This window comes from Ruminococcoides sp. (genome assembly GCF_057037865.1).
On record NZ_DBLZMS010000006.1, the window covers coordinates 52797 to 75578 of the forward strand.

The window sequence follows — 22782 nt, forward strand, 5'->3', positions numbered from 1 at the left end:
TAAATGGAACTTTACAACGGACGACCAACCGACTTAACAGGCAGAGAAGACCGTGAAATCAGAGTATATGACCTTCTCGACAGCCTTGGAATTGAATATCAGCGAACCGACCACGGACATGCTGACACAATGGAGGCTTGCAACGAGATTGACGCTGTGCTTGATGTTCTGATTTGCAAGAATCTTTTTCTGTGCAACAGGCAGAAAACCGACTTCTATCTTCTTATGATGCCGGGTGACAAACCTTTTAAAACAAAGGAGCTGTCAAAGCAAATCGGAAGTGCAAGACTTTCGTTTGCGACTCCCGATTTTATGCTCGAATTTCTCGACATCAAGCCGGGTGCGGTGAGCGTTATGGGGCTTATGAATGACAAGGACAACCGAGTAAGACTTCTTGTTGACGAGGATGTTCTCAAGGGCGAATATGTCGGCTGTCATCCGTGTGTAAACACCTCAAGTTTAAAAATCAAAACAGCCGATGTTTTCGGAAAGTATCTTGATGCGGTTCACCACACCGCAACAACCGTAAAGCTTATCGGTGAAGATTAAGTGTTGAAATCATTAAAGTATTAAACGGCAACGGGATAAATTTTCCCGTTGCCGTTTCGTTTTTCACAGAACATAACTGCCCCCGAACCTTTGAAAGATTCGGGGGCAGTTGTCTGAATATTAAGAAAAATGAGTGTCAATTATTTGATTTACTTTTCAATCTTTCTTCTGTAGCAAACGAACATTGCACCGCTTGCAACGAGCATTACAAGTGCAACCGAAACAGCAGTCATCGGGTTGCCTGTCTGAACTGCACCGTTGCCGCCTGTTGCAGATTTTGTTACTGTATCCTTTGTTGCAGTATCTTTTGTTGAAGAAGTTACGGCAGACTTTGATACATTGTATTTTACTACAAACGAAAAATCAACATCTGTCATATATTCTTCATCCTCGTCAAGGCCAAGGAGTTCATTTACATCAATTTGGCAACCAACTTTAAACTTCTGATCCTTATCATCCGGGAAGTCAACACATACATCATCAACATAGATATCTTCTGTACCGTCAAATTTGATTGTATAAGTTTTGCCTGTTACGATATCCTTAACAACAACTTCCATACCCTTGTAGTCAGGAGTAAAACCGTAAATCGGCTCATCATCATAATCGTAATCAGCCAAATCTACGATATCAGCCTTTGTGTAGTTCACCTTTTCGGGTGCTTTTACAGAAACCACTTCGTAACGGTCATTGTCATCGGGTAAATCGGGATTAAACGGATCGTCAAGATATTCAAGCATAATCTTATAGTTTGTCTGTGCATCCTGATATGATACATTTACAGTATACTCTCTGTAAATCATATCAACTAAAACTTTAAGAGCTTTTTCAAGGAGTTCATAAAACTCATCTTCGGTCATATCTTCTGTAAACTCAGGCATATTTTTCTCATATTCAATCAATGCCTTAATTACTTCGCCGTAATTAAACGGATCAGCAAGCTCAGCTTTGCAGTCCTTAGCATCAACCTTTTCGGTTGTACCGTCACTGTAAACAGCTTCAATTTCCATACCTGTAAGGTCAAGTTTGAGTTCAAGATTGAACTGACTGAAATACTTGATTAGACTTTCTTCTGTTGCATTTTCGTCTGCGATTTTTGATAAATCAATATCCGGTTCAATCACATCCTCTGATGTGTATGTAAGCTTGTCGGGGAGCTTTGTAATTTTAAGCTCTGTTACCTTTTTTGCCTCATCGGGTGACGCTGTGTCGTCTGTCTGTGCAAACGCTGTGAACACGCATGAAAATGCAAGCATCAAAACGATTGCAAGAGATAATACTCTTTTCATAAATTTTTCCTCCTGAAAACTAAAAATCATTGTATGATAAATGTATATACAATCACAACGCTATTGTAGCACACTATTTTGCAAAAATCAACTGTTTCAACAAATAATTGTCGCAAAAATTCTTCACTTGCTGTTTTTTATGAATTTTTTATATAGTATATTATTGCATTTGAGATTTAATTATAATTGTTCAAAATAAATTTGTATTTATTGCAAATTTTCTATTGTAAAATTCTGTCATTGCTGATATAATTGTAGACGGAATCAAAAGATTACCGAATACCCGAAAATCGGCATAAAATCTACCTAGCAAATATGGTGATTAAATTGAAAATTCTGCTTAATCCAGACAAAGAAATTGTAAAAGAAGTTCGCAAACAGCTTATACGCACGGGCGGTTATTGTCCGTATATGTTAATCAGAAGCCCTGCAACGCTGTGTATGTGTGAGGATTTCAGGGCAAAAATTGCCGATCCCGAATTTGAGGGATACTGCCATTGCCTGATGTATTATAAACAAAAATAGAATTTTATACATAACAAAATAAAAATAATCGGAACAGCCGTGATTGGGTTTACGGCTGTTCCGATTTTTTAGGCAGAAAAACTCAATCGAGTGAAGTAAATCTGAACTTAAATGTTATAATCCCGTTTTCAAATTCGGCTTTATATTTGAATCCATGCATTTCAAGGGCGGATTTTACTATTGAAAGTCCTATTCCGCTGCCGCTCTTATTATCTCCCTTTGCGGCTCTGAAATAAGGCTGCCACAATTTTGAGAGATTTTCCCTGTCAAATGACGAGCATTGATTGCTGATTGACAATACATCATCCGAAACATTAATTGTGATATCCGAACCGTAATCGGAATATTTTTCGGCATTGTCGATAAGATTTTCAAGCACCGTTTTAAGCATGGCAGGGTCAGCCTTTATTTTTGCCTTTGAGTTGTAAATGAAAATAATTTCGTGTTCTGTGTGAACATAATAATTTTCAAGAATTTTCTCAATAAACGGTTTAAAGTCAAAAACTTCGCAATTCAGCTTTAATGCGGGCGAATCGAATCGTGACAAATCGAGCATTCTGTGAATAAGAATGTCCATTTCCTCGGTCTGTTGCTGAATGATTTCTATGTTATGAAGTTTCTTTTCGGTATCTTCCTCATTTTTAAGATTTTCCGCAAAACCGCCTATGACAAACAAGGGGGTTTTGAGATTGTGCGCAATTGCATTTGTCATTTCAAGACGGGTTTCCTCCTGTGCGGTTCGCCTTTTAAAATCTTTCCACGAGAAAATTTCAACCGTAATCACCACCGCCATTATCGTAAACGCAACAGCAAATACCGTTATAAACTTCCATAGGCAATCATCAAGCAGATTTATTTCTTTTAAAGAAGTAATATGAAATACTCTTGTAACCTCTTTATATTCATTCGGCGAGTTGTTTATCATATGATTTTCGGTATAATAAAGGGAATCTCCCATTAATACATAATATTTAAAAATCCCGTCAGGAACTGCCCCAGTCTCATCATAGATGTCTGTAAACAGACTGTTGTCACTCAGGATGTCACTCAGGATTTTTTCAACATCTTTTTGGGAGTATTTCGGTTTGCTTTTTCCAAGGAAAAAGTCCTTATCAATTATATTACGGTGCATTTCGTCATTTTCAAACGGAGAAGCCTCTAATTCTTCTATGGTCAGATAATCATATTTGCTAAGGTCAAAGCTATATGTTTTAACAACTTCATCCTGAACATACCAATCATTCACTTTGTTGGTCTTTAGAACCTCAAGCTGACAAGGGACATAGCCGTATTTTTCGCTTTCATAAAACTTTTTGCAAATCAAGATATAGTAATTTCCGTCATTATCAGTCGGAGTGTTGAGATATCCGCAAATTTCTTTATACTCATTATCACTGAGCAAATTTTTAAGTACATCAAACCTAATATAATTTTCTGTACCCATATCCAATATTCCGCCGTTGATATCATTATAATGGACAGTCAGTACATTGTCTGTCGTAATCGTCATATCGTTATCATAGGTTAATTGAAAGTATGTATTGCCCTTGTCAACATTTTCATTAATCAGCGCCACATACTCATTGTAGGAATTATTCGGACTTGTTACGATGCCGTTTTTAATATAGTCCATCTTTGTATTCAGTTCATTTACTGCGTTGGCTATGAGTAAATCCCTTGAACTGTCGAGTATTGCAAAAGAGGTAAAAACCGTTCCCAGCAGACACACAATTATTGTTACGGAAATTATAATGTAATGAAACTTTTTTCGCCGTTTGATATATCTTGATTTCATTTTTTATCCTCCGCCTTATACCCTCGCCGTATTACCGTTTTCAAAACAGACGCATTTTCGCCCAATGCTTTTCGGATATTTTTGATATGCGTGTCAAGCACTCTTTCATCAATCATTGTGTCATAGTGCCAAACGGCTGTGATGATTTTTTCACGGGACACAACGCTGTTTTTATTCTCTAACAGAATTTTAAGAATAGCATATTCCTTTGCGGTAAGGGTTACTTCTTCACCGTCGGACACAACAACACCGTTGTTCGGATTGAGCGAAACATTCCCCACCGTAAGCAAATTGTGCCGTACAAGTCCTTTTGAACGCTTGATAAGGGCTTTCACCTTTTCATAAAATACGGGCAGAGCAATCGGCTTTACAATGTAATCGTCACAGCCGAGAGCGTAGCCGTTGAGCATATCCGCCTCGCTTGTTCTTGCCGTGATGAACATAATCGGCACATCGCTGTATCTGCGGATTTCTTTGCAAAGCGTAAAACCGTCCATTTCGGGGAGCATTACATCAAGGAGCAAAAGGTCATAGCTGTTCTCATATGCCTTATCAAGTCCCTTTAAGCCGTTTTCCGCAAGGGTGATATTAAATTTTTCTTTATCTCTTTTTGAAAAATATTCGACAAGCATTTCACGAATATTTTTATCGTCCTCAACCAAAAGAATGTTGTACATTTTCCTCACCGTACTTTGATTGTAATACATTAATCTGAAGTTGATATGTAGATTTCTGTATATTTAAAATTCAGTTTCTGTCATAACTAAAACGGCGGATGCAATTTTCAGCATCCACCGTTTTTATGTATCTTATTTATTGACAAAATATCTGATGATATCCTGACGGGTTACGATACCGATAAAAGTACCGAGGTCATCGGTTACGGGGATAAAGTTCTGATTCATTGCCCGTGCAAGAAGCTCGTCCATACCTACCGAAATTTTAACCGCCGGATTAAAGTCGGGACGGAGTATGTCACGGATACGAAATTCTTCCTGTTCTTCAATATCGCCCGAAGTCTTTTTGTCAATTATATGCCACAAAAAGTCACCCTCGCTCACCGTGCCGACATATTTTCCGTCACGGGTTATAACAGGGATAGCGGTGTAGCTGTGAGCACGCATTTTTTCAAGTCCCTGTCTTAGGGTATTGTCCTCATAAATATATTTTAAAGAATCTTTATGCTTTAAAAGCATAATAACATTCATCTTTTCACCTCCAGTCAAAAAACAAATATTTGTCAGCCAAAGGTCATTATAGTACCAAACAAACAATATTGCAATATCTTTTTACAATATTTTACACAATTATTGCATTTTTGATTTTACATACTTATTTGTAACATAAAGCTGCCCGATAAGGTACACCACGCCTGCCGTGAGCAAAAGCGTTTTAACCTGCAAAAGTCCGCTCATCATAAAAATTACTGCGGTTACGGCTGTAAGAAGATATGCCCATAATTTTGAAAATCTGTTAAAGCATAAAAGCCACAAAATAAGTGCAACGACCGTCAGAACACAGGTTGAGATTATCCAAAAGGTTTCCATAATCGGCTTTGTAAAACCGCCCTCAAGCACGCCGATGTTAATTCCCATAAGGAAAATACTGCAATATTTTCCGATTCTTTCTATGTAAAGCATAGCCCTGTTATCAAAAATTGTTCTGTCTATTCTGTTGCTTTTTATATAGACGATGTCGGGTACAAGCAAAGCAATTGCAAAAGCAAGTCCGTACCAGTTAAAAAGATTTGTACTGAAAAAGTCCATAAGTTCACTCCGTTATTTATTGTTTTCGTGGTATTCACAAAATTCCTTCGTTTTGCTCCAATACTTTATTCCCCAGTTTTCTAAATTCTACTCTTCCATATAATCGTTACATTCGTAGTCGATATACCACAAAAGTCCGTTGTTTAAAATGAAATTTGTCGGAAAATAATCTATGTTAATTCCTTTTGAATTCAACAGTCTGCACATTTCACGAATCTGCTCAATATATTCGGGTTTCATCTCATTCTGCAAAACAAGCTCATATGCGGTTTTGCCGTCAATGTAATCTTTAAGAATCCTCTCGTTTTCCACATCGCAGTCAATAAGCTTCGGCAGTCTGAGCCCGGCATTTTTCAGCCGTTTGTAATCGTTAAGCTCACTTTGAATTTTGTTACCGAAGGTATAGTATGAACACGGCTCGTGGTGAATCTGCTTTAAAATGTAATTGTGTTCTCCATCTGAAACAAGGTAGGAATAACCGCCCTTACCTTTTCCGAGAAGCTTAATGACGGTAAAATCTTTTCCGTTCACACACATAGTATCCATGAGAACACCTCCGCACATATTACCGTATTATTTTATCACAGCTAAAGTTTGGGTGCAAGTTTTAAATTCTTTATGTGTAATGAACAAATGCTAAAATAAGTACATTCGATAAAATAAAAAAGCGTGAATTTATAAATTTATTTTCTCAGGCGGCAATTTATTACAAATTTGTTGTTGATTTTCTTATTAAAAAAAAGTATGATTAGGATATATAATTCTGCGCAAATGCCACAGATGTGACATTTGCTGCCCACTACAATTGAATAATAACTTTTAACACACAGGAGAAGATTTATTTGGAAAAGAAAAAATTCAGAATCAGCGGAAAGCTGATATTTAATCTCGCTGTTGTGGCAATCTCGATTTATCTGATCATCTACTTCTTTGTTTCGGAGGACGGTCTGATCGACTTGCTCAAAAAGCCTGACGGCTGCAATATGCTGATTATCCTTGCGGCTTTGCTGATTTATGATTTGAACATCCTTGTTGACGCTGTTGTCACGCTGATATATGTGCGGTCAAAGTATGAGAATTTCAGCTTTATTGAGGCTTTGAAGGTCGCATTTGTCGGAGTATTCTTCAGTGCGATTACACCGTCAAGCACAGGCGGACAGCCTATGCAGCTTTACCTTATGTCAAAAAAGAACATAAGCGTAGGCTTCGGTTCGGCTTGTATGACGCAAAAGTTCATTGTGTATCAGATAGTAATGACCGCTGTCAGCGTTATTGCCGTTATCACAAGGTTCAACTATTTCAGCGATGCTTTTACAAACATCTGGTCAACACTTTTCATTATTTTCGGATTTACCGTTCAGCTTGCAATGACGGCTTTGTTCCTGCTTGTTTCATTCAGCCACAAGGTTACAAACAAGCTCATCAATCTTATTTATAAGATTATGAAAAAGTTCAAGTTCATTAAAAATCCCGAAAAAAAGGTTGAAAGACTTCACAAAGAAGTTGATATGTTTCACGACACAAACAAACAGCTTTTTTCAAGCGCAAAACGGCTTGTTGTAATTTATGCACTTGTATTCATTCAGGTAATTTTAATTCTTTCAATCCCCTACCTCATCTATGTTTCATTTGGTATGGCTCCGATTGCAAGAGCGGCAGGTCAGCCGACACTTTCATTCTATGATTCAATCTGCATTCAGTCATTCGTGCTGTTCACGGCAAACCTTATCCCGCTCCCCGGTGCGTCGGGCGGTGCGGAACTTGCATTCACAATGTACTTCGGTTCGTTCTTCAAAATCGGTGCAATAAGCAAAATCAAACCGGCAATCCTTATGTGGAGATTCATTACATACTACGGAGCAATGCTGATCTCTGCCCCGTTCTCCTACTTTACAAAGGGTAAAAGGCGTGACGATGAAATAAAACAAATTGAAGAAGAACTTGAATCGGAAATGGAAAATAAAAAATCAGAAGAAAAAGTAACTCAGTAGTATTTTCATAAATATCTCTTTCAAAAACGGAGCAGACACAATTCAGTCTGCTCCGTTTTTTGTTGTATGACAAACCGTTAGCCATTTTTTACGGTCAATTGTTGGAAACAATTTGTAGTGGCGAACCTTGTTCGCCGCTACAGTATATCATCAAACATTCTGTTTAAGGCAGGTTTTCAGGTCATCTTCTGCGTTGCTGATTGGACGCAAGCCGAATGTTTCTGACAAATACTGCAACACATTCGGGCTTAAAAATGCAGGGAGTGTCGGGCCGAGGTAGATATTCTTTATTCCGAGGCTTAAAAGTGCCAGCAAATCGGCAACCGCCTTTTGCTCATACCACGAAACAATCAGCGACAACGGCAATCCGTTTACATCTGTATCAAACGCATCGGCAAGTGCTACGGCAATACAGATTGCGGAGTAAACATCGTTGCACTGACCGATGTCGAGTAATCTCGGCAAGCCGTCGATGTCACCGAATTCGAGCTTGTTAAAGCGGTATTTTCCGCAAGCGAGCGTCATAATTATGCAGTCTTTCGGCACATTTTCAGCAAACTCCGTGTAGTAATTTCTGCCCGGTCTTGCACCGTCACAACCACCAATAAGGAAAAAGTGTCTGACTTTTCCGCTTTTGACGGCCTCGACAATTTTATCGGCATATGAAAGCGTAGCGTGATGACCGAATCCAACAAGAATTTCGTGCGGTTCAACATCTTCTTTAAAACCGCCGAGTTCAATTGCTTGCTGAATAATTTCGCTGAAATCTTTGTCGCCGTTTTCCTTTTTGACGATATGCTTAACACCCTCCCAGCCGACAACATTTGTACTGTAAATTCTGTCTTTGTATGAATCTCTCGGCCGCATAAGGCAGTTTGTCGTCATAAGAATACAACCGGGGATATTGTCAAACTGCTTTTGCTGATCTTGCCATGCACCGCCGAAATTGCCGATAAGATGCGGATATTTTTTTAAACCGTCATAGCCGTGACACGGTAGCATTTCGCCGTGAGTATAAACATTTATGCCCTTGCCCTTTGACTGTTCAAGGAGCATTTCAAGGTCTTTCAAATCGTGACCCGACACAATAATAAACGGACCTTTTTTGATGTGAACATCAACCTTGTGCGGTGACGGATTGCCGTAGGTTTCAGTGTTTGCTTCATCAAGTTTTTTCATAACTTCAAGAGCATTTTCACCCGTTCTCATCGTCATTCTGATAAGCTCCTCAACCGTGAGCAAATCATCCGTTGTCGCCTCAAGTGCAGTGATGTAAAAATCGTCAACCTGATCGCTGAAATAGCCGAGTTCACGAGCCTGATGACCGTAGGCGCTTATGCCTTTGAGGCCGTAAACAATTGTCTGTCTTAAAGAGCGGATGTCGGGGTCAAGCGACTTTTCGTACATAATTCCCGCAAGAGGTGCGTCTTTGAGCATTTCCGACTTTGTTTCGGGAAGATTGTAGGTTGCGTGCAGAGTATGATTTTTGATTTCGCCCACAACTTCACGAAGTTTTTCCTTGATTTGCTGAGATTCACGCAAAAGCGACACATGCACATTGGCATCAAAGTTTACATTCGTCAGCGTTGTAAAAAGGCAGTTTTCCACAAAGCGAACAATGTCCTTGTCAATGTGCTGACCTTTTTCAATAAGCACCTTGCCGTAACAGCTTATACCCTTCAGCTGAAAGATAAGTAAATCCTGAAGATTTGCAATTTCGGGAGTTTTTCCGCAAACACCGAGCCGTGTGCAACCCTTTCCGTTCGCAGTCTGCTCACACTGATAGCAAAACATCTCATAACCCAAGTCCATATTATTACTCATAAAAATTACCTCCGAAACATTCTGCAAATATTATCTGCAAATTTTCGGAGGTTTATTCTTAATTTGGATTTTTAATAAACACTGAATGAAGTGCTCTCACTCTGACCGCCGCCTGAAACGGTTATCGGATAAGTTCCCGATTTTGTTCTTGTGCCGACTTTCCAAGACCACGATGCGTTGCCATTGCTGTCGGAAGTAACATCTTCAAGTCCGCTTGCCGTTGATATTCCGCTGTTATACACAACTGTGATTGAATATGTTGTGTTTGGAGCGCCGTGAATACTAACGCTCGCAAACGAACCTGCACTTACGCTTGATGTAACATTTGTAAATTCGAGCGTTGTTTCAGCCTGTGACGACTTATCCTCATGCTTTTCTACAACCTTTTTTACAGGTTTTTTAGTGGGTTTCTGAGTAGGTTTTTCTGTAGGCTTTTCAGTCGGTTTCTCGGTGGTCAGCTCTTCCGTTGTAGGTTCTTCGGTTGTCGGCTCTTCCGTAGTCACTTCGGCAGTTGTTTCGTCTTCAAAAACAGACGAAACAATGTCATCAACAGTATTGCTTGACTCTGATGCTTGGGAACATCCCGAAAATGTAAGGAACAATCCCAGTGTTACCGCAACAGCTAATGTTCTAAATTTTCTCATCTATTGTCACCTCATACAATTATTTTATTTAATAATAGTACAATTTGTTTTATTTGTAAAGAGCTTTTTGTGCAAATAATCAATAATTGTTATTTTTTAGAACATAACTGTGTAAAAAAAGAACAGCCAAAAGGCTGTTCTAAAAAATGTATTAGATTTTTATTTTAAAGATTTGCGAAAACCTTTGTGCCTTTATTCTTAATCCAAAACCAAACCGGAAGGCTGATGAGGATAAAATAAAATGCTGTGCAGGTGAGGAAAATTTCAGTCGAAATTTCAATTTCAAAGCTGAGAAGAACCGGATACGCAATAGCAGGTACGCATACGGCAAGGACTGAAATCAACAATGAAAGCATAACGCTTGCACTCTGTTTTACTGCCTCAGCGGTTGTATTCCAATCAAGCTTTGGCTTTTTCAGGTCAAACATAAGTCCGAGAAGACCCGAGAACAACGAGAAAATTATCGGAATAAGAATTGTGATAATAATATTAACCGGTTTCATTCCGAGCATTATTGAGAGAACAATTGACGGGACAAGTGAAACAACGCCGTTTACAATAAAGTGAAGTTTCAGCTTTTGCGTAAGCACCTGCAACGGTGATACAGGAAGCGACTGCATAAGCCAAAGGTTTTTAGCTTCCATTGAAATTGATGCCGCAGAAATCGGTCCAATTGAAATCACAAAGGCAATCACAAGTGGAAGATATACTGAAATCATTTCAATCAATGTACTTGGAAATTGCTTCGGCGTATTAAGCTGGAACGCCGCATAAATTGTTCCGCCTACCATAATTAACGCACTGAGTCCGCTGTTAAGCATATAGGTTGCGTTGCCTGTGAACATCATTCTTTCTTTGCGTAAAAGCGCCTTTGATGCAGAACTTACTTTCAGGGTTTTCTCCTTATACACGGCTTTCTTCGCACCCTTTTTCGCTGTTGCAAGCTTTATGAAACTGTGAGAAAGCACCGCATAAACAATTGCAAAGAATGCAATAATTACTACAGCAACACCAAAAAGCGGCAACAAGTCGCCCGATGCGCCAAGTCCTGTGAGATAAAGCGGATATGCACTGTCCATTATATTTGCACCGATGCCAATTGAATTTGCAGCGAGTGTTTTTACAAGGTCCTCTGCCTGATAATAAAGGTAAAAATACAGTGCAAAGAAAACAAGTGAAAATACGATTGTCACAACATTTTTATGTCTTGTCCTTGATGTTACAAATGCAATCAGCCAGCCGAGAACACACGAAACGCTCAGGCTTAAAAGCGGAACTAAAAGCAGAATCACAATCTGACTTACTACAAGCGAAATCGAAACAGACGCATTTGTTGCATAGGCCGCAAAAGCAGGGACCTGTACAAGTGCACAAAAGAGAAGATTTTGTGCATACAGTGGCAACATTCTACAAAAGAGAATACTGCGAGGCGGTATAGGCATTGAAAGCAAAAGTTCATTATCCTTTGCCTCATAAAGCTGTGAGAGCGAAAGGAAAATACAGCCTATTGTGCTGATTACAAACGACGCACCCATAACATAGAGAAAATACAACCAACTGAATCCCGATGTTGCAAGCATAGGTGCCATCATGCTGAACATATTGTAGAACATAAATGCAAATACAACACCGACAAAAGCGAGAAGAGCAAGATAAACAGCCGGTGAGTTAAACGAACTTTTTTTGCCGTTCTTTTTCTTGTTTGACGAATTTGCGGTGTATCGTGCAAGTGCCTTTTGAAATTGGAGTTTAATTAAGGTTTTAAGCATCTTTCTCCTCCAGTTCAAGGAATACATCTTCAAGCGAATCATCGCCCTTGACCTCATCCATTGTACCCGACTTGACAAGTTTGCCGCTTTTGATGATAGCAACCTTGTCGCAAAGCTTTTCGGCAACTTCAAGCACATGGGTTGAGAAGAAAATCGCACCGCCGTTATCGCACATCTCTCTCATCAAAGCTTTGAGAAGGTGGGATGATTTTGGATCAAGACCTACAAACGGTTCATCCATAATGATAAGCTTGGGGTTATGTATGAGTGCGGAAACAATTGCAAGTTTCTGTTTCATACCGTGAGAATAGCCGTCAATTGTCTGAGCAAGTGCATTTTTAATTTCAAACATTTCAGCATATTTACTGATTCTTGCCTGACGGTCAGACTGGCTGATTCCGAAAATATCGGCAATAAAATTGAGGTACTTAATACCTGTCATAAACTCATACAAATCGGGATTGTCGGGAATGTAAGCAATTTTGCGCTTACATTCGAGAGGTTTTTCTTTTACCGACACACCGTCAACATAGATTTCGCCCTCGTCAAAGTTGAGAATTCCACAGCAGGATTTGATTGTTGTTGTCTTACCTGCACCGTTGTGTCCGATAAAGCCATAAATCTCGCCTTTTTGAATATGAAGTGACAAATCGTCAACAGCCTTTTTGTCACCGTATTTTTTAGTTAAATGTTCTATTCTGAGCATAAGCGCTCCTCCTATAGCCAAATAAATTACGCAAATTATACTACACAAAATATTCTTGTGTCAATATGTTATAAAAATTCAACAAGTTTGAATTACAAACCAATAAATCTGCGAAATTTGGATAACAGAAACCATTTTTGATGAAATGTAAAATCTATTGAAATATTTTGCATTACGAATCATCTTGAATATGCGTAGGAATGATTTATAATATTAGTACAGATTATTTTTTGGAGGTTCATCTTGGCAAAGTTCAAAAGAAAATATACACTCGGGGAAGAAATTTTCAACTCTGTATCACACGGAATCGGTGCAGGTCTGTCGATTGCGGGAACGGTTGTGCTTATCGTTACGGCGGCAATCCACACAAATGCGTGGGGTGTTGTCAGCTCATGCATTTACGGTGCATCGCTCATCATACTCTACACAATGTCAACTCTGTATCATTCTTTCACAAACGAAAAGGTAAAAGCATTTTTCCGAATAATGGATCACAACACAATTTTTCTGCTGATTGCAGGAACATACACACCGATTACTCTTTACTACCTCAACGGTGTGACGGGCTGGATTTTGTTCGGAATTGTGTGGGCATCGGCAATTTTCGGAATAGTTATGAACTCAATCAACCTTGAAAAAGCAAGGATTCCGTCAATATTCTGCTACATAGGAATGGGTTGGGTAATAATCTTTGCAATAAAACCGCTTATGGAACACATGCCGTCAATTTCGGGAATCTTCCTCATCATAGGAGGAGTATTCTACACGGTTGGGATTATATTTTACGCAATTAAAAAGGTAAAATATTTTCACTCGATATGGCACTTATTCACGGTTGCGGGAAGTGTGTTTCACTACTTTGCAATTCTTCTCGGATTTTTCCGTATTTAACGAAAGCGAAAGCTGACCGCATAAAAATCCGCAGGTAAATCTTTCACACACAAAAAATGGGCTACAGAATAACCTTTCGTTTTTCTGTAGCCCTAAATTTTATAAAAAGATTTGTTTAGTTAGCGGGAACGCCTACGGAAACCTCTCTTACAGACAAAGCTTCCTTTGGAAGTGTGTACTTCTGCTTGTAAGCCTTGTAATCTGCGTTGTACTGAATATCGTCTGAATTTTTGAGTTCGTGAAGATATTCGTGTGCGTCGTAGCCGTTGCGATTGATTTCAATAACACCGATTGCAATGTTTGAGCAATGGTCGGAAACTCTCTCAATATTTGTGATAAGGTCAGAGAATACAAAACCGAGTTCGATTGTACAGATACCGTTAGTAAGACGCTTAACATGGGCGTCTTTAAGCTTGTCACGCAAACGGTCGATAACCTGTTCAAGCGGTTCAACCTTTGAGGCAAGTGCAAGGTCATTATCAACAAAAGCAACAGTAGCGTTGTTGATAATTTCACGAAGTGCGTCAACCATAACGGCAAGACCTGCTTTCGCCTCTTTTGAGAACGAAATGTTCTTTTCGTGAATTTCCTGAGCAACCTTTACAATGCTTACCGCATGATCGCTGATACGCTCAAAATCACCGATTGTGTGAAGAATGAGCTGAATAGTTTTACTGTCGTCAGCCGAAAGCTGTTTGGAACTGAGCTTTACAAGATATGTTGAAATAACATCCTCGTAGGAATCAATCATATCTTCGTTTTCATGAATTGTTTCCGCAACCTTTTCGTCATAATGGTCAACAAGCTCAAGTGCGCCGAGGAGCGTACCCTCAGAAAGACGAGCCATTTTTTCAGCAAGTGACTTTGCACGCTCTGTTGCAACAGAGGGAGTGTTGAGAAAACGCTCATCGAGGAACGGAACATCCGAATCCTCTTCCTTGTCCTTGATTGTAAGGCAGGCAAGCTTTTCAAGATACTTGTTGAACGGAAGAAGAATTGCAGTTGCAAGCAGATTGAATGCTGTGTGGATAACCGCAATGTTCTCCGGACCTACGATATCATTAAGGAAACCGTAGTTGATAAAGAGGTTAGAACCGTAGAATAATGCACAAATTACGAGTGTACCGATAATATTGAAGTAAAGATGTACAAATGCGGCACGCTTTGCGTTTTTCTTTGCACCGATACAGGAAATAAGTGCGGTTACGCAAGTGCCTATATTCTGTCCCATAACAATCGGGATTGCCATTGAATAGCTGATTGCGCCTGTTTTGGACAATGCCTGCAAAATACCGACAGAGGCGCTTGAGCTTTGTATAACTGCGGTCAGCAATGCGCCGGCAAGAATACCGAATACAGGGTTGTTAAAGAGTGTGAGGAAACCTGTGAATGTCGGATCATCCGAAAGCGGTTCAACAGCCGCACTCATCTGATCCATACCAACCATAAGAATACCAAATCCGAGGAAAATTGTGCCGAGATGCTTCTTCTTTTCCGAATTGCAGAACATAAGAAGAATAATTCCTACAAAGGCAAACACGGCAGAGAAAGACGACGGCTTTAAAAGCTGCATAACCAAGCTGTCGCCCTCAATACCCGAAAGGCTGAGAATCCAAGAAGTGATTGTTGTGCCGACATTGGCACCCATAATAATACCGATTGCCTGGCGGAGTTTCATAATTCCCGAGTTTACAAAGCCGACAACCATAACGGTTGTTGCCGAAGAGGACTGAATCACCGCAGTAACAGCCGCACCGAGAATGAATCCTTTCATGGTGCTGTTAGTCATTTTTTCCAAAGTTTTTTCAAGCTTACCACCGGAAAGGCTCTCAAGACCGTCGCCCATTGAATTCATACCGAACAAAAATAGCGCCAGACCGCAGAGCAGTTGTAAAACCATAAACAAATCCATAAATACATACTCTCCTTTATCATCAATAATATTAAACTAAAGTCATAGGATTGTCAATGAATTGTAAAGAATTTGTAAAGTCTGAAAGCTTGGTGAATATCTTTGAAATTTGTCAAAACGGAGTATTTTTTATGTGAGATTCGTGAAATGGTATTGTTTAAGCAATAAAAAAGCGGTACTGCACAATATAGTATGCACAGCACTGCTTGAAATTTATTTTCTCTGCAAAGGATTGTAAAAATATTCACATCAGAACATTGCGGTAAATGTTGTTCCCTGTTCACTGCTTTCAAGAGAAATCTCTCCGCCGTGTCTTTCGGTAATGTGCTTGACAATTGCAAGTCCAAGACCCGTGCCGCCTGTTTCCTTTGAACGGCTCTTGTCAACACGGTAAAAGCGTTCAAACACACGCTTGTGGTGCTTTTCGGGGATACCGATTCCCGTGTCGGCAACTTTAACAAACGGATGTTCATTGTCATCACCTGTTATTATTTTTACCGAACCGTTTTCACGATTATAACGGATTGCATTGTCACAAAGATTGTAGATAAGTTCGTAAATCTGATTACGGTTTCCGCTTATGACGGCAGTTTTTGTATCAACAGTGATTGTAATTCCATGCTTTTCGGCATTTGAACGGAGATCCTCGGCAACCTCGGATGCCACCCCTGCAAGGTCAACAGGGGCAAATTCTTCATCGCTGAATTTTTCGTCAAGCTGTGAAAGCTCCATAATATCGCTTATAAGAGAGAGAAGTCTGCCCGATTCCTTGTGAATTTTATTTGCGAAATTCGGAATATCATCGGGCTTTACAAGACCGCTTGCAATGATTTCTGCATAGCCCGAAATTGAAGTCAACGGAGTTTTCAGCTCGTGAGTTACATTTGCCGTGAATTCACGACGCATTTTTTCAGCCTTTTTCTTAGCCGAAACATCAATAATAAGACAGATTGCACCGTTTTTTTCGCCGTTTGAATAAACAGGATTGGTGATAATCTGCAATGCTCTTCCTTTTACGGTTGTGTCGCCGTTTTTACTCTCGCCCGAAAGAGCCTTGTCAACGCAATCGTTAAGAACCTCGTTGCGTGAAAACGCAATCAAAGTTTTGTCGGTAACACCGTCATCATCGGCACCGAGAAGCTTTGACGCCGAATAATTGCTCATAAGCACCTTTTTGTCAACATCAATAAGAATAAATCCCTCCGCCATATTTTCGATAAGCGTTGAAATTTTATCCTTTTCAAACTGCAGTCTGCGCATCTGACGCTTGATTTGTCTTTGCTGGCTTGCAATTTTCTGTGAGAGCGGTAAAAGCTCATCATACGGCGAGCCGTTGCCGTTGTCCGCCATTTCCTTAATCGGTTCAATGATTTTCTTCGTGGAGCGCTTTGCCAGAATTGTGCAGACAACAAATACACCTATCATAATTATAAGAATTGACGGAATAACAAAAAGAAAGATTCCGTAAATGCTGTCAATTGTCTTTGCAACACGGATTACAGAACCGTCTGCGGTTTTTTCTGCATAGTAGTATGTTATTTTATTCAAAGTTTCCGACATTCTGTGGCTTGAACCGTTGCCGTCCTTGATTGCCTGTTCAAATTCGGGGCGGTCGCTGTGATTCGGCATAGAATTAACATCTGTGTCAACGCTGTCGGATACAACCGAACCGTCACTTTTTATGAGAGTAACACGAAAATCGCCTATTCCGTAATATTTTGAAAGGTCGATTTCGCTGTCAGAATTATAAACGCTGATGATTTTATCGGTATATTGCCGAACCTCTGCCTCCTGTTCATCGGAAAACACAAACCAGAAAGTGGCTGTTGAAAAAACAGCCGTCAGAAGAATGGACACCACAGCGATAACCGAAAAGTTTTTTAAAAGCTTTTTACTCAGTTTCACTTTATTCCCCCGCCTTATATCCGACATTTCTCACGGTTTTGATAAGGTTTCCGCAGCTGCCGAGTTTTTGCCTGAGGGTTGTAATGTGCATATCAACCGTTCTGCTCTCGCCCTCAAAATCATATCCCCACACATTGAGAATGATATTTTCACGGGTAAGCGCCATACCTTTATTTTTGAGAAGATACTTTAAAAGTTCGTATTCTTTGAAGGTGAGGTTACATTCCTCACCGCAGCTTGTTACAATGTGCTTGGAATCGTCAAAAACAATCTGACCGAGCTTTATTACATCCTGTCTGTCATCAACAGAACATCTGCGGAGGATTGCACGGACTCTTGAAATAAGCTCAAGGACTGAAAAAGGTTTTGTAATATAGTCATCGGCACCCATGTCAAGGCCTTTGACCTTATCCATTTCACTTCCCTTTGCAGTAACAAGGATAACGGGAACATTTTTTGTCACGGCGTCCCTGCGCATTTTTTCAAGCACGGAAAGTCCGTCAAAATCGGGTAACATAACATCAAGAATTACAAGCTGAGGAATTTCGGCTGTACAAGCCTTAAAAAAGCTCTTGCTTTCGCCAAAGCTCTGAACCTCATATCCGCTGCTTTTCATGGCATAAGATTCAAGCTCTCTGATATCGGTATCATCTTCAACAATGTAAATTAACATCTAATACTCTCCCTCAACAAATGTGTATTTAAATGCACCGCAAAGGGGCGTTTGCACTTAAATTAAAATCGGAACATCCGCCATAATTATAGACTTTTTTTGCAAAAATGTAAAGTTTAATAAAACAAAAATCAGGAGCATACAGCTATGCTCCCGTTTGTTAAGCAAAATATATCAGTCGGACAAATCGCAGCTGCCTGTAATTGAAAAAGCAACCCACTCTGCAACATTAACCGCATGGTCTGCAATTCTTTCAAGATACTTTGCAATCATAACGATATCGAGAGCCTCTGAGCCGAGTTCCTTATTCTTATGAATGAGTTCAACCGTTTCATTCTTTGAACGGTTGAAAAGTTCGTCAACGATATCATCCTGACGGGCTACCTTTTTGGCAACCTCAATATCGCTCTTAACAAAAGCGTCAATAGCCTCCGTTACCATTTTTGAGGCATTGTCTGCCATTTCCAAAATGTGAGTAAGATTGAACACCTGCTTTTTGTCCTTGATGTAAACAGACATTTCAGCAATATCAACTGCCTGATCGCCGATTCTCTCAAGGTCGGTAATCATTTTGAGTGCGGCGGAAACATATCTGAGGTCGTGTGCAACCGGTGCCTGATGAAGAAGAAGGTGCAAACATCTGCTTTGAATGGATTTTTCCGCCTCGTTAATACGATTTTCATGTTCTCTTGCGATATCAAGCAAATCTTCGCCGTCAACAATCATCTTCATTGTATTTTTGATTGCCTGTTCAACAAGACCGCCCATTTCAATAAGGCTGTCGTTAAGCTGTGTAAGCTCTTTATCAAAATATTCTCTCATTAGCCAAACCTTCCCGTAATGTATTCTTCGGTACGCTTATCCTGCGGATTTGAGAAAATTGCGTCGGTTGAATTACATTCAACCATTTCACCGAGTAAAAAGAACGCTGTTTCATCTGAAATACGCAAAGCCTGCTGCATATTATGTGTTACCATAACGATTGTATAATCGTTTTTCAGTTTAAGGCAAAGCTCCTCAATTTTACCCGTTGAAATAGGATCAAGTGCAGAGGTTGCCTCGTCCATAAGCAGAACTTCGGGTTTTACGGCAAGTGCTCTTGCAATACAAAGTCTTTGTTGCTGACCGCCCGAAAGACCGAGAGCGCTCTTTTTGAGTCTGTCTTTAAGCTCATCCCAGATTGCGGCGTCACGCAAAGATTCTTCAACAATCCTGTCAAGTTCTTTCTTGCTTTTGATTCCGTGTGTGCGAGGACCGAAAGCGATGTTATCGTAAATGCTCATCGGGAACGGATTGGCTTTCTGAAACACCATACCAACCCTTTTGCGGAGAATGTTTACATCCATATCTCCGTAAATATCCTCGTTGTCAAGGCGAATGTCGCCTGTTATCTTACAACCCTCAACAAGGTCGTTCATTCGGTTGAGCGACTTTAAAAGAGTTGACTTACCGCAGCCTGACGGACCGATGAAGGCTGTGATTCTGTTTTTCTTCATACGGATATTCACATCCTTTAACGCATGAAATTTTCCGTAGTAAAGATTCATGTTTTCTATGGTAAATTTATCCATTGTAAAATAATTATCCTTTCCTGTTACTTCTTGTTGTTTCCGAGTTTCTTTGCAACAAATGCCGAGAGTGTATTGATTGCAAAAACAAGTACAAGAAGTACAACTGCGGTACCCCATGCCTGATCTGTATGAAGTCCTTCGTTGGTAAGTACATACATATGAACGGCAAGTGACCGTCCCGAATTGAGAGGGCCTGCCGCATAGCCTGTTGCCGAACCGTAAGTATAAATAAGTGCGGCTGTTTCGCCAACTATTCTGCCGACAGCAAGAATGATTCCGGCAAGAATACCGGGCATCGCACTCGGAAGAATAATTCTCATAATTGTTCTGAGCTTGCCCGAACCGAGTCCGTAACTGCCCTCACGGTATGAATCGGGAACTGTGAGAAGTGCCTCCTCGGTTGTACGCATAATTGTGGGAAGTACCATAATTGCAAGCGTAAATGCACCGGCAAGAAGTGAATAACCCCAGTTAAGGGCATACACAAAGAAAAGCATACCGAAAAGGCCGTAAACAATTGACGGAATACCGGCAAGGGTTTCTGCCATTGTTCTGATTACCTTAACAAGCTTGTTGCCACGCTTTGCATACTCGGCAAGATAGATTGCCGCTCCCACACCGAACGGTACGGAAATTATAAGGGTTACAAGCGTAAGAACAATTGTGTTGATAATTGACGGCATACACGATACATTGTCGCTGTTGTACTCAAGCGAGAACAGCTCGGGGGTAAGGTTCGGAACACCCCGCACAAGAACATAGGCAATGATAAATATGAGAGCCGCCGCTGAAAGTGCCGCCGCAAGACCTACAAGAATGAGCAGTACAAGTGAAAGGGGCTTTCTTTTGTAGGCTTTCATTCTCTGTTTAAACGATACTTTGTTGATTGCCTTAATCTGTGACACATCAACCGCAACGGCATCGCTTTTTATGTTATCGCTGTTAGCCACGCTTTTCACTCCTACTCTTTATAGCCTGCATTGAAAGTGTGATGAGCAGAACAAATACGAACAGAACAACACCCGTTGCAATAAGTGCCTGACGGTGCAAGCCTGTTGAATAACCCATTTCAAGAACAATGTTTGCGGTCAGGGTACGAAGTCCGTCCGTAACGCTGTGCGGAATCTGAACCTGATTGCCTGCAATGAGTACAACTGCCATTGTTTCGCCCAACGCTCTGCCTATGCCGAGAACAACTCCTGCAAGAACGCCTGATTTTGATGCCGGAAGAATTGTCTTGAACACACTTCTTTCCTTTGTAGCACCAAGTGCCAGAGCACCTTCATAGTAGCTTTCGGGAACTGCTCTGATTGCCGACTCTGACACACCGATGATTGTCGGAAGAATCATAACTCCGAGTACGATTGACGCCGCAAGCCAGCTTGAACCGTCACCGCCGAAGTTATCACGGATGAACGGCACAACTACCATAAGTCCGAAGAAGCCGTAAACAATTGACGGGATGCCTGCCAAAAGCTCTGTTGCCGGTTTAAGCACCTTGTAAAGCGGTGCAGGACAAAATCTTGCAAGAAATACTGCTGTGAGAATCCCTATCGGAACACCGATTATGATTGCTCCCGCAGTAACATATATGCTTGCGATAATCATATCAAAAATTCCATATGATGCAGGCACATTCGTAGGCGCCCATTTCTGTCCGCCTACGAAATCAAAGAAGCCTATTTCTGCCATTGCAGGAACACCGTTACAGAATAAGAATATACAGATTATGACAACCGCCGCTATACTTGTTACAGCTGTGAGGAAGAAAACTCCCTGCATTGCCTTTTCACGAAATCTGTTTAATCTCATTTAATTATGTCACTCCAAACAGTTGTTTCACCTGTGTAAATTGATTTTACCTGATCAAGTGTGAGGTCATCACATGTGTTTGCATTGTTTACGATTACTGCGATACCGTCTTTTGCGATTGTTTCAACCTTGAGTGCGCTCTTTTCCTCATCTTTAAGGTCACGGGACGCCATACCGATATCACATGTGCCGCCCATAGCTGACTGCATACCTGCCGATGAGTCGGATGTCTGGATTTCAACCTTAGCGTTTGTGTTTACCTTCTGATAAGCCTCGGCAAGCTTTTCCATTACAGGTGATACCGAAGAAGAACCTGCTACGCTGATTTTGCCTGACGGCTTCTTACCGCTGTATGCGGCATTTTCCGAAACTGTTACATAACCGTTGTCCGAAACAATCTTCTGACCGTCTGAGCTCATTATGTAATCAACAAAATCCTGAGCAACATCACTGAGTTCGCCCTTGTAAGCAATGTTGAACGGACGGCTTACTGCATAGTCGCCTGATTTTACATTATCGGCTGTTGCCTCAACACCGCCGATTTTAAGAGCCTTTACCGTATCGTTGAGTGAACCGAGTGAAATGTAACCGATTGCCGCATCGTTATCCTTAACATTTGTAATAACAGCCTCTGTGCTGTTGATTGTTACAGCCGAAGCAGTTGTGTTGTCTGTCTTGTTGTCGCCGTCCTTAACAAGAACGCCTGTAAGCTCTGTGAATGCGTCTCTTGTGCCTGAACCTTCTTCTCTTGTTACAACAGAGATTGTTTTTGATGCGTCAAACTTTGCGGCATCCGAACCTGCATCGGATGAGCCGTTTGATGAAGAGCCTGCACCGCCGCAGCCTGCAAATGCAGAAACTGCAAGAACACCGAATAATGCTGTTGCCGTAATTTTTTTAGTCATAGATTTCATTTGAATTTTCTCCTTAAATTCATATCATTTGTGTACCTCTTTCGTACAACATCAGTCTATGACTGTTTTGTAAAATACGCTGTTTGTCAATTGTAAAAAAAGTGTAAATAAAAATATAGGTTTTGTATGCTGAAATAAATTTTTACAAATTTGCGTGACAAAGCCTTTTATTTGTGGTACAATATTACAGAAGTGTGCAGGATGTAAAATAATTCCTGCAAATTTTCAAAGTGAGATTACATTCTG

22 protein-coding genes are annotated in these 22782 nt (G+C 40.4%); 4 read left to right on the forward strand and 18 right to left on the reverse strand.

The window, feature by feature from the left end; genetic code table 11:
* The first annotated feature begins 3 nt into the window (after positions 1-3).
* A complete protein-coding gene (locus tag AC2HW8_RS06600; RefSeq protein WP_101070726.1) occupies positions 4-549 on the forward strand; it encodes a prolyl-tRNA synthetase associated domain-containing protein in 546 nt (181 codons plus the stop codon).
* A gap of 149 nt (positions 550-698) precedes the next feature.
* On the opposite strand, the gene AC2HW8_RS06605 is transcribed toward AC2HW8_RS06600, so the two are convergent.
* Positions 699-1838 carry a hypothetical protein gene (locus AC2HW8_RS06605; RefSeq protein ID WP_118101850.1) on the reverse strand — a complete coding sequence of 380 codons (1140 nt, stop codon included), beginning with the start codon at positions 1836-1838 and terminating at the stop codon, positions 699-701.
* A 327-nt stretch (positions 1839-2165) separates the two neighbouring features.
* On the opposite strand from AC2HW8_RS06605, the gene AC2HW8_RS06610 reads away from it, so the two are divergent.
* A complete protein-coding gene (locus AC2HW8_RS06610; protein WP_046433500.1) occupies positions 2166-2363 on the forward strand; it encodes a hypothetical protein in 198 nt (65 codons plus the stop codon).
* Between the two features lie 82 nt (positions 2364-2445).
* Here AC2HW8_RS06610 and AC2HW8_RS06615 read toward each other — a convergent pair whose 3' ends face one another.
* The 5 genes from AC2HW8_RS06615 to AC2HW8_RS06635 all read right to left on the reverse strand — a co-directional run bounded on the left by AC2HW8_RS06615 (position 2446) and on the right by AC2HW8_RS06635 (position 6470).
* A complete protein-coding gene (locus AC2HW8_RS06615; RefSeq protein WP_484327323.1) occupies positions 2446-4158 on the reverse strand; it encodes a sensor histidine kinase in 1713 nt (570 codons plus the stop codon).
* Positions 4155-4835: a response regulator transcription factor gene (locus tag AC2HW8_RS06620; RefSeq protein WP_015522697.1), complete on the reverse strand. Its 681-nt coding sequence runs from the start codon at positions 4833-4835 to the stop codon at positions 4155-4157. The genes AC2HW8_RS06615 and AC2HW8_RS06620 overlap by 4 nt, the downstream gene beginning before the upstream one ends.
* A gap of 132 nt (positions 4836-4967) precedes the next feature.
* On the reverse strand, positions 4968-5366 hold the full coding sequence (locus AC2HW8_RS06625) for a CBS domain-containing protein (protein ID WP_015522696.1): 399 nt from the start codon (positions 5364-5366) through the stop codon (positions 4968-4970).
* 99 nt (positions 5367-5465) lie between these two features.
* Entirely contained in the window at positions 5466-5924 is a 459-nt protein-coding gene (locus AC2HW8_RS06630; RefSeq protein ID WP_015522695.1) for a hypothetical protein, read from the reverse strand.
* Between the two features lie 87 nt (positions 5925-6011).
* A complete protein-coding gene (locus AC2HW8_RS06635) occupies positions 6012-6470 on the reverse strand; it encodes a hypothetical protein (protein WP_484327324.1) in 459 nt (152 codons plus the stop codon).
* A 296-nt stretch (positions 6471-6766) separates the two neighbouring features.
* Here AC2HW8_RS06635 and AC2HW8_RS06640 point away from each other — a divergent pair, with 296 nt between their 5' ends.
* Positions 6767-7915 carry a lysylphosphatidylglycerol synthase transmembrane domain-containing protein gene (locus AC2HW8_RS06640; protein ID WP_484327325.1) on the forward strand — a complete coding sequence of 383 codons (1149 nt, stop codon included), beginning with the start codon at positions 6767-6769 and terminating at the stop codon, positions 7913-7915.
* A gap of 150 nt (positions 7916-8065) precedes the next feature.
* Here AC2HW8_RS06640 and hcp read toward each other — a convergent pair whose 3' ends face one another.
* The 4 genes from hcp to AC2HW8_RS06660 form a co-directional block, all read right to left on the reverse strand.
* Positions 8066-9739, reverse strand: a complete 1674-nt coding sequence (hcp, locus tag AC2HW8_RS06645) for a hydroxylamine reductase (protein ID WP_484327326.1) — start codon at positions 9737-9739, stop codon at positions 8066-8068.
* A gap of 71 nt (positions 9740-9810) precedes the next feature.
* Positions 9811-10383, reverse strand: a complete 573-nt coding sequence (locus AC2HW8_RS06650) for a hypothetical protein (RefSeq protein WP_118101856.1) — start codon at positions 10381-10383, stop codon at positions 9811-9813.
* Between the two features lie 164 nt (positions 10384-10547).
* On the reverse strand, positions 10548-12152 hold the full coding sequence (locus tag AC2HW8_RS06655; protein WP_303667229.1) for a hypothetical protein: 1605 nt from the start codon (positions 12150-12152) through the stop codon (positions 10548-10550).
* Positions 12145-12858 (reverse strand): ABC transporter ATP-binding protein, encoded by a 714-nt coding sequence (locus tag AC2HW8_RS06660; protein ID WP_021883573.1) that lies wholly within the window; start codon positions 12856-12858, stop codon positions 12145-12147. Before AC2HW8_RS06660 ends, AC2HW8_RS06655 begins: the two co-directional genes overlap by 8 nt.
* A 243-nt stretch (positions 12859-13101) precedes the next feature.
* Between AC2HW8_RS06660 and trhA the strand changes: the two genes are divergently transcribed.
* The gene (trhA, locus tag AC2HW8_RS06665; protein WP_101070735.1) at positions 13102-13749 is read left to right on the forward strand and encodes a PAQR family membrane homeostasis protein TrhA; all 648 of its coding nucleotides are present in this window, start codon (positions 13102-13104) and stop codon (positions 13747-13749) included.
* Between the two features lie 115 nt (positions 13750-13864).
* Here the strand turns inward: trhA and AC2HW8_RS06670 are convergent, their stop codons facing one another.
* The 8 genes from AC2HW8_RS06670 to AC2HW8_RS06705 form a co-directional block, all read right to left on the reverse strand.
* Positions 13865-15661: a Na/Pi cotransporter family protein gene (locus AC2HW8_RS06670; protein ID WP_484327327.1), complete on the reverse strand. Its 1797-nt coding sequence runs from the start codon at positions 15659-15661 to the stop codon at positions 13865-13867.
* A 249-nt stretch (positions 15662-15910) separates the two neighbouring features.
* Entirely contained in the window at positions 15911-17566 is a 1656-nt protein-coding gene (locus tag AC2HW8_RS06675) for an ATP-binding protein (RefSeq protein ID WP_337806493.1), read from the reverse strand.
* 1 nt (position 17567) lies between these two features.
* Positions 17568-18239, reverse strand: coding sequence for a response regulator transcription factor (locus tag AC2HW8_RS06680; RefSeq protein WP_015522689.1), 672 nt, complete (start codon positions 18237-18239; stop codon positions 17568-17570).
* A gap of 174 nt (positions 18240-18413) precedes the next feature.
* The gene (phoU, locus tag AC2HW8_RS06685; RefSeq protein ID WP_101070738.1) at positions 18414-19061 is read right to left on the reverse strand and encodes a phosphate signaling complex protein PhoU; all 648 of its coding nucleotides are present in this window, start codon (positions 19059-19061) and stop codon (positions 18414-18416) included.
* On the reverse strand, positions 19061-19810 hold the full coding sequence (gene pstB, locus AC2HW8_RS06690) for a phosphate ABC transporter ATP-binding protein PstB (protein ID WP_015522687.1): 750 nt from the start codon (positions 19808-19810) through the stop codon (positions 19061-19063). Before pstB ends, phoU begins: the two co-directional genes overlap by 1 nt.
* A 23-nt stretch (positions 19811-19833) precedes the next feature.
* Positions 19834-20670 carry a phosphate ABC transporter permease PstA gene (pstA, locus tag AC2HW8_RS06695; protein WP_101028832.1) on the reverse strand — a complete coding sequence of 279 codons (837 nt, stop codon included), beginning with the start codon at positions 20668-20670 and terminating at the stop codon, positions 19834-19836.
* A gap of 82 nt (positions 20671-20752) precedes the next feature.
* Positions 20753-21622, reverse strand: coding sequence for a phosphate ABC transporter permease subunit PstC (gene pstC / locus AC2HW8_RS06700; protein WP_296167571.1), 870 nt, complete (start codon positions 21620-21622; stop codon positions 20753-20755).
* Positions 21619-22536, reverse strand: coding sequence for a substrate-binding domain-containing protein (locus tag AC2HW8_RS06705; protein WP_484320754.1), 918 nt, complete (start codon positions 22534-22536; stop codon positions 21619-21621). The genes pstC and AC2HW8_RS06705 overlap by 4 nt, the downstream gene beginning before the upstream one ends.
* Positions 22537-22782 lie beyond the last annotated feature (246 nt).

Coding starts and splice junctions, on each gene's coding strand:
- AC2HW8_RS06600 (WP_101070726.1), top strand. CDS start 4: ATGGAACTTTACAACGGACGACCAACCGACTTAACAGGCAGAGAAGAC.
- AC2HW8_RS06605 (WP_118101850.1), bottom strand. CDS start 1,838: ATGAAAAGAGTATTATCTCTTGCAATCGTTTTGATGCTTGCATTTTCA.
- AC2HW8_RS06615 (WP_484327323.1), bottom strand. CDS start 4,158: ATGAAATCAAGATATATCAAACGGCGAAAAAAGTTTCATTACATTATA.
- AC2HW8_RS06620 (WP_015522697.1), bottom strand. CDS start 4,835: ATGTACAACATTCTTTTGGTTGAGGACGATAAAAATATTCGTGAAATG.
- AC2HW8_RS06625 (WP_015522696.1), bottom strand. CDS start 5,366: ATGAATGTTATTATGCTTTTAAAGCATAAAGATTCTTTAAAATATATT.
- AC2HW8_RS06630 (WP_015522695.1), bottom strand. CDS start 5,924: ATGGACTTTTTCAGTACAAATCTTTTTAACTGGTACGGACTTGCTTTT.
- AC2HW8_RS06635 (WP_484327324.1), bottom strand. CDS start 6,470: ATGGATACTATGTGTGTGAACGGAAAAGATTTTACCGTCATTAAGCTT.
- hcp (WP_484327326.1), bottom strand. CDS start 9,739: ATGAGTAATAATATGGACTTGGGTTATGAGATGTTTTGCTATCAGTGT.
- AC2HW8_RS06650 (WP_118101856.1), bottom strand. CDS start 10,383: ATGAGAAAATTTAGAACATTAGCTGTTGCGGTAACACTGGGATTGTTC.
- AC2HW8_RS06655 (WP_303667229.1), bottom strand. CDS start 12,152: ATGCTTAAAACCTTAATTAAACTCCAATTTCAAAAGGCACTTGCACGA.
- AC2HW8_RS06660 (WP_021883573.1), bottom strand. CDS start 12,858: ATGCTCAGAATAGAACATTTAACTAAAAAATACGGTGACAAAAAGGCT.
- AC2HW8_RS06670 (WP_484327327.1), bottom strand. CDS start 15,661: ATGGATTTGTTTATGGTTTTACAACTGCTCTGCGGTCTGGCGCTATTT.
- AC2HW8_RS06680 (WP_015522689.1), bottom strand. CDS start 18,239: ATGTTAATTTACATTGTTGAAGATGATACCGATATCAGAGAGCTTGAA.
- phoU (WP_101070738.1), bottom strand. CDS start 19,061: ATGAGAGAATATTTTGATAAAGAGCTTACACAGCTTAACGACAGCCTT.
- pstB (WP_015522687.1), bottom strand. CDS start 19,810: ATGGATAAATTTACCATAGAAAACATGAATCTTTACTACGGAAAATTT.
- pstA (WP_101028832.1), bottom strand. CDS start 20,670: ATGAAAGCCTACAAAAGAAAGCCCCTTTCACTTGTACTGCTCATTCTT.
- pstC (WP_296167571.1), bottom strand. CDS start 21,622: ATGAGATTAAACAGATTTCGTGAAAAGGCAATGCAGGGAGTTTTCTTC.
- AC2HW8_RS06705 (WP_484320754.1), bottom strand. CDS start 22,536: ATGAAATCTATGACTAAAAAAATTACGGCAACAGCATTATTCGGTGTT.